Source organism: Micromonospora sp. CA-244673 (assembly GCF_050948395.1).
Classification (GTDB): Bacteria; Actinomycetota; Actinomycetes; order Mycobacteriales; family Micromonosporaceae; genus Micromonospora.
On the sequence record NZ_CP192019.1, the window covers coordinates 1,334,330 to 1,348,601 of the forward strand.

12 protein-coding genes are annotated in these 14,272 nt (G+C 75.6%); 9 read left to right on the forward strand and 3 right to left on the reverse strand.

Annotated elements, in window-relative coordinates:
• Positions 1-58: 58 nt before the first annotated feature.
• Together ACQP12_RS06485 and ACQP12_RS06490 are read right to left on the reverse strand one after the other, a co-directional pair.
• Entirely contained in the window at positions 59-826 is a 768-nt protein-coding gene (locus ACQP12_RS06485) for an anti-sigma factor (RefSeq protein ID WP_433285846.1), read from the reverse strand.
• The gene (locus ACQP12_RS06490; RefSeq protein ID WP_357937587.1) at positions 780-1,385 is read right to left on the reverse strand and encodes an RNA polymerase sigma factor; all 606 of its coding nucleotides are present in this window, start codon (positions 1,383-1,385) and stop codon (positions 780-782) included. Before ACQP12_RS06490 ends, ACQP12_RS06485 begins: the two co-directional genes overlap by 47 nt.
• Positions 1,386-1,624: 239 nt before the next feature.
• Here ACQP12_RS06490 and ACQP12_RS06495 point away from each other — a divergent pair, with 239 nt between their 5' ends.
• The 7 genes from ACQP12_RS06495 to ACQP12_RS06525 all read left to right on the forward strand — a co-directional run bounded on the left by ACQP12_RS06495 (position 1,625) and on the right by ACQP12_RS06525 (position 7,985).
• Positions 1,625-2,455: a DUF4397 domain-containing protein gene (locus tag ACQP12_RS06495; protein WP_433285848.1), complete on the forward strand. Its 831-nt coding sequence runs from the start codon at positions 1,625-1,627 to the stop codon at positions 2,453-2,455.
• The gene (locus ACQP12_RS06500) at positions 2,452-3,117 is read left to right on the forward strand and encodes a class F sortase (protein ID WP_433285850.1); all 666 of its coding nucleotides are present in this window, start codon (positions 2,452-2,454) and stop codon (positions 3,115-3,117) included. Before ACQP12_RS06495 ends, ACQP12_RS06500 begins: the two co-directional genes overlap by 4 nt.
• Positions 3,118-3,213: 96 nt before the next feature.
• Positions 3,214-4,389, forward strand: coding sequence for a cysteine desulfurase family protein (locus ACQP12_RS06505; RefSeq protein ID WP_433285852.1), 1,176 nt, complete (start codon positions 3,214-3,216; stop codon positions 4,387-4,389).
• 37 nt (positions 4,390-4,426) lie between these two features.
• Entirely contained in the window at positions 4,427-5,500 is a 1,074-nt protein-coding gene (mnmA, locus tag ACQP12_RS06510; RefSeq protein ID WP_357937579.1) for a tRNA 2-thiouridine(34) synthase MnmA, read from the forward strand.
• Positions 5,501-5,565: 65 nt separating this feature from the next.
• A complete protein-coding gene (locus tag ACQP12_RS06515; RefSeq protein ID WP_433289147.1) occupies positions 5,566-6,540 on the forward strand; it encodes a methionine synthase in 975 nt (324 codons plus the stop codon).
• Positions 6,541-6,575: 35 nt separating this feature from the next.
• Complete coding sequence (locus ACQP12_RS06520; RefSeq protein ID WP_357937575.1) at positions 6,576-6,944, forward strand: VOC family protein; 369 nt, start codon at positions 6,576-6,578, stop codon at positions 6,942-6,944.
• Positions 6,945-6,971: 27 nt separating this feature from the next.
• Positions 6,972-7,985, forward strand: coding sequence for an ADP-ribosylglycohydrolase family protein (locus ACQP12_RS06525; protein ID WP_433285854.1), 1,014 nt, complete (start codon positions 6,972-6,974; stop codon positions 7,983-7,985).
• Positions 7,986-8,135: 150 nt separating this feature from the next.
• Here the strand turns inward: ACQP12_RS06525 and ACQP12_RS06530 are convergent, their stop codons facing one another.
• Positions 8,136-8,420: a hypothetical protein gene (locus ACQP12_RS06530; RefSeq protein WP_433285856.1), complete on the reverse strand. Its 285-nt coding sequence runs from the start codon at positions 8,418-8,420 to the stop codon at positions 8,136-8,138.
• A 676-nt stretch (positions 8,421-9,096) separates the two neighbouring features.
• On the opposite strand from ACQP12_RS06530, the gene ligA reads away from it, so the two are divergent.
• Both ligA and ACQP12_RS06540 read left to right on the forward strand, forming a co-directional pair.
• On the forward strand, positions 9,097-11,232 hold the full coding sequence (gene ligA / locus ACQP12_RS06535; RefSeq protein WP_433285859.1) for an NAD-dependent DNA ligase LigA: 2,136 nt from the start codon (positions 9,097-9,099) through the stop codon (positions 11,230-11,232).
• A 141-nt stretch (positions 11,233-11,373) separates the two neighbouring features.
• The gene (locus tag ACQP12_RS06540) at positions 11,374-14,100 is read left to right on the forward strand and encodes an EAL domain-containing protein (RefSeq protein WP_433285861.1); all 2,727 of its coding nucleotides are present in this window, start codon (positions 11,374-11,376) and stop codon (positions 14,098-14,100) included.
• Positions 14,101-14,272 lie beyond the last annotated feature (172 nt).

A 14,272-nucleotide genomic window follows, 5' to 3' on the forward strand; every position in this document is an offset into this window, starting at 1 on the left:
CTTCCGTGCGGTGGAAGGGAGCTGATCGGCGGGCCGGGGAGCTGAGCCGGCCCGCCGATCAGCCCGTCAGGGTGCCCCTCAGCAAACTGTCGCCGGAGTGGGCGGGCTTGTTGTCGAACTGTTCGGCGGAGACGTCGACCACCGAGTAGGTCCGGAGGTCGACGTTCGGGGGCACCGGAAGCAACTCGTCTCCCGACGCCTTGCTCAGGGTACCCAAGGAAAACATCTTCATCGTCCGGGGATCAATCAGCCAGACCTCGTAGTACCCGGGAACGCTCGGGAGATTCGCCACATGCAGGTGCAGCCGGCTGCCGTCGAGCACCCGGGCGTCGCCCGAGGCGTCCTTCGGCGTCGACCCGAACGCGGCCAGCGGCGCGCTGGCCAGCACCGTGGGCTGGGGCGGCGGCTCGTCACCGCCGCCCAGTACGACGGCGGTGCCCACCACGCCGATCAGCGCGGCGGCCGTGGCGGTGACCGCCGTGGTCGCCCAGCGTGGCCAGCGGCGGCCACGGCGCGAGCGGGGCGCCGTCGCCGGCCGGCCGGCCGGCTCGACCGGGTCACCGGTGCGCGGCGGACGCCGCCGGGTCAGCGCGGGCAACTCCTCGGCCTCCCGGATCTCCGCGACGATGCCCTGCCAGACGTGCTCCGGCGGCTCGGGCAGGTCGCTCAGGCCCTGGGTGCCGGCGCCCAGCCCGGCGACGTGCCGGAGCGACGCCAACTCGTCCCGGCAGTGCGCGCAGCTGTCGAGGTGGGTGGCCTCACCGCCCTCGGCCTCGCTCTCACCGAGCGCCAGAAAGACCAGCCGGTCGTGGTCCACGTGCGGCACCGTCCACCTCCCATCTGCGTCTCAGGCTCTGCATGCCGCGCCGGATGTGGCTCTTGACCGTGCCCAGCGGCACTCCGGTCACGGTCGCGATCTGCTGGTGGGTCAGGTCGTCGTAGAACGCCAGCTCCAGCATCCGCCGCTGCTCGTCCGGGAGCTGGGCCAGCTCGTCGGCGACGACCAGCCGGTCGACCACGGTGTCCGGGTCCGGCCCGGTGGTCGCCGGCTCGGGCAGCCGGCGGACCGTCTCCACCACCCGGGTCTCCCGGGCGGCGGCCCGGAGCCGGTCGACGACCTTGCGCCGCCCGATCCCGAGCAGCCACCCGACCAGCGACCCCTTCTCCGGGTCGAACGTCTCCCGGCCGAGCCAGGCGGCGACGAACGTCGCCTGGGTCACGTCCTCGGCGTCGCTGCGGTTGGCCAGGGTCGTGGTGGCCAGGTGCAGCACGGCCCGGCCGTACCGGTCGTACGCCGCCCGCAGGGCGGTCTCGTCCCCGGCGCGGAACCGTGCGGCGAGGTCGTCGTCGCCCGGCGGCTCGGGGCCCTGCCGGACCGTCGTCACGGGACGGTCCGCCTTCGCTGGGGCATGCCCGACTGTAGCCGCCACAGCCTTCGCCCCACTCTCCCAGTCAATCTGCGCTCCCTCGTCCACCTCCTCTTCGTCGGGCGGGGCCGGTCCGGATGCGGTCCGGCCCGAGAAAAAGAAATCGGATCCGGCCGCATCCGGGGGCCACGGAGCCGGCGTAACCCGTTCTGCACGCCAGTCCTGACGAATCAGCACCAATCACCAGGAGGCAGACAATGCAGTTCGCCATGTTCCGTCGGGTCGCCGCGATCGGCGCGGTGTCCGCCCTGACGTTCGCCGGCATCGGCGCCGCCACCACGGGCCCGGCCTGGGCGGCCTCGTCCAAGGTGTCGGTCGTGCACGGCATCCCGGGCACCCCGGTGGACGTGTACGTCAACGGGAAGAAGACGCTGGACAACTTCCAGCCGGGTGACGTGGCCGGCCCGCTCACCCTGCCCGAGGGGACGTACGACATCGCCCTGACCAAGCCGGGCGAGGCGGTCGACAAGGCGATCCTCACGGTCGACGACGCCGCGGTGCCGGGCGGGGCGAACATCAGCCTCGCCGCCCACCTGAGCGCCGACGGCAAGCCGCGGATCACACCGTTCGTCAACGACGTGTCGAAGGTGGACGCCGGTGAGGCGCGGCTGATCGTCCGGCACACCGCCGCCGCACCGGCCGTCGACGTACGGGCCGGTGGGAAGCCGGTCTTCGAGGACCTCACCAACCCGAAGGAGGCCAAGGCCGACGTGGCGGCCGGCACGGTCAAGGCGGACGTGGTGCTCGCCGGCACCGACACGGTCGCCATCGGCCCGGCCGACCTGAACCTCCGGGAGGGCAACGCGACGATCGTGTACGCGATCGGCTCCGCCCAGGACAAGAACCTCGAACTTGTCGCACAGACCGTCAGCGGGCTGCACTCGGCCCCCGGCGGCGTGCCCAGCGGCACCGGTGGCCAGGCCGGCACCGGCGTGGACACCTGGTGGTACATGCTGGCCGGCGCCGGCGTGCTGCTCCTGCTCGGCGGCGGGGCGCGGGTGGCCACCGCCCGGACCGGTCGCCGGTGACCGTGCGCCACCGCGGGGCGCTGGCGGCGATGGCCGCCGGCGCCGCCGCGCTCACCGTGGCGACCGTGGTGGCCTGCGGGTCGCGGCCCGCCGAGGACGTCGGCGCGGGTGAGGCGGCGGCCCTGGCCGGCGCCACCCCCACCCCGACGCCCACGGCCACCGGTGCCCCGCGGGTGCCGGTGAACGCGGGCGCCCTGCCCGCGGCCGGGACGATCGTCCCGCCGGTGCGGCTGCGCATCCCGCCGATCGGGGTCACGGCCACGGTCGACCCGGTCGGCATCAACCCGCGGACGGACGAGTTCGAGGTCCCGCCCAGCGTCGACCGGGTCGGCTGGTACCGCTACGGCCCGGGCCTGGAGGCCGGGACCGGCTCGGTGGTGATCGCCGGCCACGTCGACAGCGCCGACCAGGGCAAGGGGGCGTTCTTCCGGCTGCGCGAGCTGGACCGGGGGGACCTGCTGACCGCCGCCGGCTCCGACGGCCGGGAGCGCCGCTTCCGGGTGGTGGCCCGGGAGGAGTACGCGAAGACGCGCATCCCGCTCGACCGGTACTTCGCCCGGGACGGCAGCCCCCGGCTCACCCTGATCACGTGCGGGGGCCCGTTCGACGCGAAGACCCGGCACTACCGCGACAACGTCGTGATCACGGCGGTGCCCGCGTGAGCGCGTGAGGGTCCGGACCGCCCGTCCCTGCCCCCCGTACGGGACGGGCGGTCCGGCATCCGGCGGCACCCCGGTCGGCCGTTAGGCTGAACGGTGATGGCATACCTGGATCACGCGGCGACGACCCCGATGCTCGACGAGGCACTCGAGGCGTACGTCGCCACGGCCCGCGAGGTGGGCAACGCGTCGTCGCTGCACGCGGCGGGCCGGCGCGCCCGGCGGCGGGTGGAGGAGTCCCGGGAGCGGGTGGCGGCCGTGCTCGGCGCCCGCCCGTCTGAGGTGATCTTCACCGGGGGTGGCACGGAGAGCGACAACCTGGCCGTGAAGGGCATCTTCTGGGCCCGCCGCGCCGCCCGGGCCGAAAGGATCCGGGTGGTCTCCAGCGCCGTCGAGCACCACGCCGTGCTGGACGCGGTGGACTGGCTGGCCGGGCACGAGGGCGCCGAGGTCGGCTGGCTGCCCGTCGACGCCGCCGGCCGGCTCGAACCGGAGCGGCTCCGCGCCGAACTGGCCGCGCACGGCGACCGGGTGGCCCTCGTCACGGCCATGTGGGCCAACAACGAGGTGGGCACCGTGCAGCCGGTGGCCGAGCTGGCCGCGGTCGCCGCCGAGCACGGGGTGCCGTTCCACACCGACGCCATCCAGGCGGTCGGTCAGGTGCCCGTCGACTTCGCCGCCAGCGGCGCCGCCGCGCTCACCGTCACCGGCCACAAGCTCGGCGGCCCGACCGGCGTCGGCGCGCTGCTGCTGGCCCGCGATCTCGCCGCCACCCCGCTGCTGCACGGCGGCGGCCAGGAGCGCGACGTCCGCTCCGGCACCCTCGACACCGCCGGCATCGTGGCCTTCGCGGTCGCCGTGGAGGCCGCCGTGAAGGGCCAGCAGGAATACGCGGCCCGCGTCGCCGCGCTCCGCGACGACCTGGTCGAGCGGGTCCGGCAGGCGGTCCCCGAGGTGGTCTTCAACGGCGACCCGACCGACCGGCTTCCCGGCAACGCGCACTTCTCGTTCCCGGGCTCCGAGGGGGACGCGCTGCTGCTGCTCCTCGACGCCCAGGGCATCGCCTGCTCGACCGGTTCGGCCTGCTCGGCCGGGGTGGCCCAGCCCTCGCACGTGCTGCTGGCCATGGGCGCCGACGACGACCGGGCGCGCTCGTCGCTGCGCTTCACCCTTGGCCACACGAGCACCAGGGCGGACGTCGACGCGCTGATCGCCGCGCTGCCCGGCGCCGTGGAGCGGGCCCGCCGCGCGGCCGCCCTCCGCACGCCCCGCTGACCCGGATACCCTCGGTGATGACGAGGGGAGTGGGCTGGTGAGGGTTCTGGCGGCGATGTCGGGCGGAGTGGACTCCGCCGTGGCGGCGGCGCGGGCGGTGGAGGCCGGGCACGACGTGACCGGTGTGCACCTGGCGCTGGCCCGCAACCCGCAGACCTACCGCACCGGCGCCCGGGGGTGCTGCACCCTGGAGGACTCCCGGGACGCCCGCCGCGCCGCCGACGTGCTCGGCATCCCGTTCTACGTGTGGGACATGGCCGACCGGTTCCACGAGGACGTGGTCGACGACTTCGTGGCCGAGTACGCGGCGGGCCGTACCCCGAACCCGTGCCTGCGCTGCAACGAGAAGATCAAGTTCGCCGCGGTGCTGGACCGGGCCGTGGCCCTGGGCTTCGACGCGGTGGTCACCGGCCACCACGCCCGGCTCGGCGCGGACGGCCTGCTGCGCCGCAGCGTCGACGCGGCCAAGGACCAGTCGTACGTCCTCGCGGTGCTGACCCGGGCGCAGCTCGACCGGTCGATCTTCCCGCTCGGCGACTCGACCAAGGCCGAGGTGCGCGCGGAGGCCGCCCGGCGCGGCCTCGCGGTGGCCGACAAGCCCGACTCGCACGACATCTGCTTCATCGCCGACGGCGACACCCGGGGCTTCCTGTCCCAGCGGCTCGGCGAGGCCCCCGGCGAGGTGGTGGACGCGCTCACCGGCGCGGTGGTGGGCAGCCACACCGGCGCCTACCAGTACACCGTCGGGCAGCGGCGCGGCCTGCACCTGGACCGGCCCGCGCCGGACGGCCGCCCGCGCTACGTGCTCTCCATCACCCCGAAGACCAACACGGTCACCGTCGGCCCGGCCGAGGCCCTCGAAGTCGCCGAGGTCCGCGCCGCCCGCCCGGTCTGGACCGGCGGCGCGCGCCCCGACGGGCCGATCGAGTGCGAGGTGCAGCTCCGGGCGCACGGCGACGTGGTGCCGGCGACCGTGTCGCTGGACGCCGACGGGCTGCACGCCGACCTGCGCCGCCCGGTCCGGGGCGTGGCCGCCGGCCAGGCGATCGTGGCGTACCGCCCGGACCCGGCCGGGGACGTCGTGCTCGGCTCGGCGACGATCACCGCCTGAGCCCTCGGCGCCCGCGGGGCGCTGGATAGGCTGCGGCGGTGACTGAGACGACCTGGCCGTGGGGAATGGGGACGGCGACGGGGATCGGGTCGTTGCCCGGCACCGACGTCGCCGAGGCGCAGCGCATCGTGCTCGGTGAGCTGCCCGACCTGCCGCACCTGCCGGAGCTGCCCGCCCGAGGCCCCGGCGCGGACCTGATCGGCCGCACCGGCGGGCTCCTCGTCGAGCTGCCGGTCGAGCTGTACGCGGCCCGCTGGCGGATCGCCCCACGCCCCGGCAAGGATTTGCGCCGCGCCCGCGACCTCATGGAACGCGACCTCGACCAGCTCGCCGAGCAGGCCGAGGAGTACACCGGCCCGGTCAAGATCCAGGCCGCCGGCCCGTTCACCCTTGCCGCCTCGCTGGAGCTGCCGATCGGCGGCCGGTTGCTGCGCGACCCCGGCGCGGTGCGGGATCTCGCCGGCTCGCTCGGCGAGGGGCTGCGCGGGCACGTGGCGGCGGTGGCCCGGCGGCTGCCCCACGCCACGGTGCTGCTCCAGCTCGACGAGCCGTCGCTGCCCGCGGTGCTGGCCGGCCGGGTGCCCACCGAGAGCGGCTTCGGCACCCACCGGCCCGTCGAGCCCGAGGTGGCCCGCGCGCTGCTGCGCGGCGTCATCGAGGCGGCCGCCGCGCCCACCGTGGTGCACTGCTGCGCGCCGGACGTGCCCCTGGAGCTGATCCGCACCGCCGGCGCCGTCGGCGTGGCCCTCGACCTGGCCCTGGTCACCGACCTGGACCCGCTCGGCGAGGCGATCGACGCCGGGTTCGGGCTGCTGGCCGGCGCCGCGCCCGCGCTGCCGCCGGCCGGCCGCGCGCTCACGTCGGCCCAGGTCGCCGACCGGGTACGCCGGGTCTGGGACCAGCTCGGCTTCCCCCGCCGCCGGCTCGCCGAGCAGGTGGTGGTCACCCCCGCCTGCGGCCTGGCCGGCGCCACCCCGGCGTACGCGCGGACGGTCCTCGCCGCCTGCCGGGACGCCGGCCGCCGGCTCGCCGAGGAATAGGTTTCCTGTCGCACGCCGGGGGCAGGATGACCAGCATGATTGGACAGCTGCGTTCCGTGGTGATCGACTGCCCCGATCCGCGCGCGCTGGCCGGCTTCTACGCGGAGCTGCTCGGCCTCCCGCTGATCGAGGAGAACTCCGACGGCGACGACTGGGTGGTGCTCGGCGGCCGGCCGGGCCACCAGCCGCGCGTCGCCTTCCAGAAGGCGCTCGACCTGCGTGCCCCGGCCTGGCCCGACCCCGAGCGGCCGCAGCAGTTCCACCTCGACGTCACGGTGGACGACATCGAAGCGGCGGAGAAGGCGGCGCTGGCCCTCGGCGCCCGCCGGCTGCCCGGCGAGGGCGAGGGCTTCCGGGTCTACGCCGACCCGGCCGGCCACCCGTTCTGCCTCTGCTGGGACTGATCGCGCCGGGGCTTGCGTGGGCGGGGCATGATCGCCAGCGTGATCGACTCCGCCACGCGCCGCGCGTCCGGCTCCCTCTTCGGCCTCGCCTACGGCGACGCCCTGGGCAAGCCCACCGAGTTCCTCACCGTCGCCGAGATCGTCCGCCGCTACGGCCCGACCGGCCCGCGGGAGCTCACCGGTGACCCGGCGCTGGTCACCGACGACACCCAGATGGCGCTCGCGGTGGCGTGGGCGCTGCACGACGCCCCGGCCTGGACGGCGGAGGCGGTGGAGCCGTTGCTGCGGCGGCGGTTCCTCGACTGGGCGGTCAGTCCCGACAACAACCGCGCGCCCGGCATGACCTGCCTGCGCGCCTGCGCCGAGCTGGACCGGGGCACCCGCTGGCAGGAGGCGACGGTCGCCGGCTCGAAGGGCTGCGGGGCGAACATGCGGGTCACCCCGGTCGGGCTGCTCGACGTCGACCTCGACACGCTGGCCGGGCTGGCCCAGCTCCAGGCCGGCCTGACCCACGGCCACCCGACCGGCCTGGCGGCGAGCGAGCTGACCGCGTACGCGGTCCGGCTGCTGCGCGACGGCGCCGCGCTGCCCGAACTGCCCGGCCTGCTCACCGACCGGGCCCACGCGCAGCGCACGGTCTACCGGGGCGACTGGCTCGGCGACCTGTGGCAGCGTCCGGGCGAGCGGACGCCGGAGGAGTTCATCGCCCGGGGCTGGGACGAGTGCCTGCGGGTGCTCGGCCGGCTCGACGCGGCCCTGGCCCGCCCCGACGACGGCGGCGACCCGTGCCGGCTCACCGGCGAGGGCTGGATCGCCGAGGAGGCGCTGGCCACCGCGCTGCTGTGCGCGCTGCGGCACCCCGACGACCCGGTCGGCGCGCTGGCCCGAGGCGCCACGACGGCCGGCGACTCGGACTCCATCGCCGCCCTGGCCGGCGCCTTCGTGGGCGCCGCACACGGCATGGCCGCCTGGCCGGCGGAGTGGTCCACCCGCATCGAGTACGGAGACCAGCTCACCGCCCTGGCCACCCCCCTGGACTGACCCGCCCCACCCTCGCCTCCCGGCCCCCACCTGGTTGATCATGAAGTTATTGCCGCGACACGCCGTGGCGCGGCACGACAACTTCATGATCGACGCGGGCCGGGCCGGGGCCGGGGCCGGGGCCGGGGCCAGAGGGGTTGGGGGCCGGGGTCAGGCGGTCAGGTGGGGGAGGCGGCGGATGCCTCTCCAGAGGTCGGGGTCGCAGGCGCCCGCGCGGTCCTCGAAGGCGGCCAGGGGCACCGGGATGGGCTCGCTGATGTCCAGGTAGCTGTCGTGGTCGGCGTCCGGGTCCCAGCTCCGGGTGGGGATCGGCAGGTGGTCGTCGCGGTCCGACTTGTCCTGGCTGGTGATCTTCAGGACGTCGGCGTCCCGCCCGTCGACCCGCAGCACGAGGCAGGGGCGCACCTTTGAGCCGGTCCCGTCGGCGTAGGGCACGTCGGCCCACCAGATCTCCCCGGGCCGGGGCGCGTTCGCCGGCCCCCGCCCGGCATCGCGAGGCCGCGGCGGTGAGCCGGCCCGCCCGCGCGCCGGCTCACCGCCGGTTCGTCCGCGGGCCGGTTCACCGCCGGTTCGTCCACGGGTCGATTCACCGCCGGTTCGTCCGCGGGCCGGCTCGCCGCCGGGGCGGCCGCTGTCCGGCCGACCGCCGCGCCCGGAACCGCGGCGCCCCGCCGGTGCGCCGCTGCCGGGGCCGGCCGCCGTCCCAGGACGGCCGTCCGCCGCGCCGGTCCGCCCGTCCTGGCGCCCCGCGCTCCGACCCGCCTCCGCGGAGCGGTCCGCGGCCCGGCGCCGCCACTCGCCCCACAGCCAGCCGGCCGCGACACACGCCACGATCACCGCCGCCCAGAGCAGCCCGTCCCGCATCCGTACCCCGCCTCTCGCCCGTGCCGGCCGACCACCGGCGGCGATCGTCCCACGGCGTCCACCCACACCCCTCGGGCCGCGCCGGTCGATCATGAGGTTTCCGGGGTGGAATGTCCGCTTCGGCGCCGCCAACTTCATGATCCTCGGGGAACGTGGCGGTCTGCCGGGGACGGTTGTCAGGCCCGACCGATACCGTGCGGGAGTAGCACGATCACGGGAGGTCGACGCGGTGTCCGAAGGCGGCAGGGTGTCCGAAGAAGCGATTCCCCAGGCGGTCAGCCCCGCACAGGAGGCGGCGGCCGGCGCCGAGCCGACCCCGGAGGCGCGGGAGCGGCACAACACGCTGAGCCAGGAGCTCACCGAACACCAGTACCGCTACTACGTGCTGGACGCGCCGACGATCTCCGACGCCGACTTCGACAAGCAGCTCCGCGAGCTGGAGGCGCTGGAGGAGGAATACCCGGCGCTGCGCACGCCCGACTCGCCGACCCAGCGCGTCGGCGGCACCTTCTCCACCGACTTCACCCCCGTCACCCACGCCGAGCGGATGCTCTCGCTCGACAACGCCTTCGCCGACGAGGAGCTGGCCGCCTGGGCCGAGCGGGTCGAGCGGGACGCGGGTGGGCCGGTGCCCTACCTGTGCGAGCTGAAGGTCGACGGCCTGGCCATCAACCTGACCTACGAGAAGGGGCGGCTGGTCCGGGCCGCCACCCGGGGCGACGGGCGCACCGGCGAGGACGTCACCGCCAACGTCCGCAGCATCCGGGACGTGCCGGCCCGGCTGACCCCCTCCGACGAGTTCCCCGACGTGCCCGAGCTCCTCGAGGTGCGCGGCGAGATCTACTTCCCGGTGGCCGGCTTCGCCGACCTCAACGCCGGCCTGGTCGAGCAGGGCAAGGCGCCGTTCGCCAACCCGCGCAACGCGGCCGCCGGCAGCCTCCGTCAGAAGGACCCGCGGATCACCGCCTCCCGGCCGCTGCGCCTGGTGGTGCACGGCATCGGCGCCCGCCGGGGCTTCCAGCCAGCGGCGCAGTCGGAGTCCTACGCGGCGCTGCGGGCGTGGGGGCTGCCGACCAGCGACCGGGTGCGGGTGGTGCCCGACCTGGCCGGGGTGGCGGAATACATCGCCTACTACGCCGAGCACCGGCACGACGTCGAGCACGAGATCGACGGCGTGGTGGTCAAGGTCGACCCGGTCTCCATCCAGGGGCGGCTCGGCTCGACCAGCCGCGCGCCACGCTGGGCCATCGCCTTCAAATACCCGCCGGAGGAGGTCACCACCAAACTGCTCGACATCGACGTCAACGTGGGGCGCACCGGCCGGGTCACCCCGTTCGCCGTCCTCGAACCGGTCCGGGTGGCCGGGTCCACGGTCGCCCTGGCCACCCTGCACAACGCCCGCGAGGTCGAGCGCAAGGGCGTCCTCATCGGCGACACGGTCGTGTTGCGCAAGGCGGGCGACGTCATCCCCGAGGTGCTCGGCCCGGTGGTCGACCTGCGTCCCGCCGACGCGCGCCCGTTCGTCATGCCCACCACCTGCCCGGCCTGCGGCACCCCGCTCGCGCCGGCCAAGGAGGGCGACGTCGACATCCGCTGCCCCAACTCGCGCAGCTGCCCCGCGCAGCTGCGGGAGCGGGTCTTCCACCTGGCCGGCCGGGGCGCCTTCGACATCGAGGTGCTCGGCTACAAGGGCGCCGCCGCGCTGCTCGACGCCGGGATCATCCACGACGAGGGCGACCTGTTCGCCCTCGATGCCGAGCAGCTGTCCCGCTCGCCGTTCTTCGTCAACAAGGACGGCACCCTCGGCAGCAACGCCACCAAGCTGCTCGACAACCTGGCCGTGGCCAAGGAACGCGAGCTGTGGCGGGTGCTGGTCGCGCTCTCCGTCCGCCACGTCGGTCCGACCGCCGCGCAGGCGCTCGCCCGGCACTTCCGCTCGGTCGAGGCGATCGACGCGGCGAGCGAGGAGGAGCTGTCCTCGGTGGACGGGGTCGGCCCGACCATCGCGGCCAGCATCAAGGAGTGGTTCGCCGTCGACTGGCACCGCGAGGTGGTGCGCAAGTGGGCCGAGGCCGGCGTCCGGATGGCCGAGGAGGCCGGCGAGGAGGGCCCGCGCCCGCTCGAAGGGGTGACCGTCGTGGTCACCGGCACGCTGGCCGGATTCAGCCGCGACCAGGCGTCCGAGGCGATCCAGAGCCGGGGCGGCAAGGTCACCGGCTCGGTCTCCAAGAAGACCGGCTTCGTGGTGGTCGGCGACAACCCCGGGTCCAAGGCCGACAAGGCCGCCGACCTCAAGCTGCCGATCCTCGACGAGGAGGGCTTCCGGGTGCTGCTGGAGTCCGGCCCGGACGCGGCCCGCGAGGTGGCCCGCATCGAGGGCTGACCCCGCCCTCTGCCGCGCATTCCAACTTAATTACGACTACGACCGATTCGTGACTGTCGTGTCGGGGAAACCGGCACCGAGGGCGTTTCATTGGCGTACGGCGCGTGACGGTGCGCGCCGGGGCCGACCCCGGGAGGTGCGATGGAGACCGGCGACCCGCGAAACTCCGTCCCGCCCGGGCGGACCGGGCCGTTCTTCGGCTTCGTCACCGTGGTCGGCGTCCTGGCCCTGCTCGTCTCGGTCGGGCCGCTGGCCGCGCTCCCCGACGAACTGCCCCACCTGCCGGCCGCCTTCTGGACCATGGCGGCGCTCGCCGTCGCCTGCGACGCCCGGCCGTTCGTGCCGCCCGGCCGGCGCCAGACCTCGGCGGTCTTCCCGTCGACCTGCTTCACGTTCGCCATCCTGCTCGGCTGGGGTCTCGGCCCGGCCGTCGCGGTGCAGGCCGTGGCCGTGGCCGTCTCCGGCTGGCGGCTCGGCTACGCCGGCTGGCGCACCGCCTTCAACGGGGCCCAGTACGCGTGCGCGCTCGCCGCCGCGTACGCGGTCACCCGGCTCGGGCCCGGCGAGCTGTTCGGCGGCGGCCGGCTGCACTGGACCGACGTGGCGGCGGTGGGTGGCGCCACAGCGGCCTGGTTCGTCGTCAACTACGGCCTGGTCAGCTGCGCGATCCGGCTGCGGTTCGGCGACCGCTGGTGGCCCAGCGTCCGGCAGGGCCTGGCCTACGAGCTGCTCTCCACCGGCTCGCTGCTGCTGCTCGCCCCCGTGCTGGTGGCCGCCGCCCGGGCCAGCGCCGCGCTGATCCCGCTGGTGCTGGTGCCACTGTTCGCGGTCTACCGGATGGCCCGGCTCTCCGACGAGCGGGAGCAGCTCGCCGACCTCGACCCGCTCACCGGGCTGCCCAACCGCAAGGCCCTGCTCACCGAGGTGGCCGAGCAGGTGCACCTGCACGCCGAGCGGGCCGCCCGCGGCGAGCCGGACGCCCACCTGGCCCTGCTGCTGCTGGACCTCGACCGGTTCAAGCACGTCAACGACGCGCTCGGGCACGCGGTCGGTGACCGGCTGCTGGTCGAGGTGAGCGCCCGGCTCATCGAGGTGGTCGAGGGGGAGGACCTGGTGGCGCGGCTGGGCGGCGACGAGTTCGCCATCGTCGTACCCGGGCTCACCGGCACCGACCAGGCCCGCGAACGGGCCGGCCGGGTGGTGGCCGCGCTCGCCGAGCCGGTGCCGCTGGACGGCCTGCCTTTGGACGTGGGCGGCTCCATCGGCATCGCCCTCTTCCCCGAGCACGGCGAGGACTTCGCCACCCTCATGCGCCACGCCGACGTGGCCATGTACGACGCGAAGCACCGCAACGACACCGTCGCCGTCTACGCGCCCGAGTCCGACCACAACTCCGCCGAGCGGTTGAGCCTCCTCGCCGACCTGCGCCGGGTGCTGGAGTCCGGGCCGCCGGCCCGGGGCGACCAGCCGGCCGGCGTCCGTGGCGGTGACGGCGCGGCGCTCGCCCCGGCGCCCGGCCTGCCCGCCCCGGCGGCGCGGCCGGCCCGCGGTGACGGGCTACCCCGTAACGGCGGCCGGGCCGGCGGGGCGCGATCCGGCCACGGGTCCCTCGGCAACTCGGGCGGGGCGCGCCTGACCCCGCGTCGGGACCCGGAGCCTCCGGCACGGTGGCGGTTGCGGCGGCGGGAGCGGGTCGAGGCGCGGCACGACGACGAGCTGATCAACCGGATCGTCACCGGCGCCGACCCGATCCGCCGCCGGTCCACCCGCACGACGCCAGCGGAGACCCCGACGCCCGGCGACGGCGACCGGCTGACCCCGGCCTACGGCGGCGACCCCGCGGCGGTCGCCGACAGCCGGCCCGGGACGGTGCCCGACGACCTGCTCCAGGCGGTGTCCGACGACAAGCCCGGCTCGGTCCTCGGTGGCCGGGCCGGAACGGTGTCCGCCGACCACCCGGAGCGGGGCGGTCCCGACGTCCCGGGCGCCCGGCCGGGCGTTGCCGGCGGCGCCCCGGCCGCCCCGGCCCGGACGGTGGAGCAGCGCGGCGGCACCGGTTCGGTCGGCCTCGACGACCCGGCCGGGGACCCGGGCGAGATCACCATGTACTACCAGCCGCAGATCGCCATCGCGACCGGCGAGGTGGTCGGGGTCGAGGCCTTGCTGCGCTGGCGGCACCCGCGCCGGGGCATGGTCGACCCCGGGGAGCTGATCCAGGTCGCCGAGCAGAGCGCGGTGATGCGGCTGCTCACCCGGCGGGTGGTGGACGACGTGGTGGAGCAGGTCGCCAAGTGGTCCGCGGCCGGCGTCACGCTGCGGGCCGCGCTCAACGTCAGCGTCCGGGACCTGCACACCGGCGAGATCGCCGAGCAGATCGCCGACCGGCTGACCCGCTACGGCGTACCACCGGACCGGCTCCAGGTGGAGATCACCGAGGGCGCGCTGATGGCCGACCCGCGGCGGGTGCTGGCCAGCATCACCCAGCTGCACCGGATCGGGGTCGGCATCGCGCTGGACGACTTCGGCACCGGCTACTCCTCGCTGCAGCACCTGCGCCGGTTGCCGCTGTCCGAGGTGAAGGTGGACCGGTCGTTCGTGCTCGGGATGGCCGACGACGCGGACGACGCGGCGATCGTCCGCTCGATGATCGAGCTGGCCGGGGCGCTCGGGCTGCGGGTGGTGGCCGAGGGCGTCGAGGACGAGCGCACCTGGCGGCTGCTGCACGCGGCCGGCTGCGACGTGGCGCAGGGCTGGTTCTACGCCCGGCCGATGCCGGCCGAGGAGCTGGTCACCTGGCTGTCCCGGTACCGGCCGGTCCACCCGGCCGTGGCGACGGACGGCGAGGGGCCACGCCGCCCGGCCCGGTGACCGGCGCACCGGCCGCCCGCCACGCTTGCCGACCGGCGCACCGGCCACCGGGCCACGCGCGCTGACCGGCGCACCGCCGGCGAGCCCGGGCCCGCTGACCGGTGTCCCGGCGGGCGGGCACCGGGAGTCGGAGGCGTCGACCCGACCGGAGGGCAATAGACTCGCTCCGGTC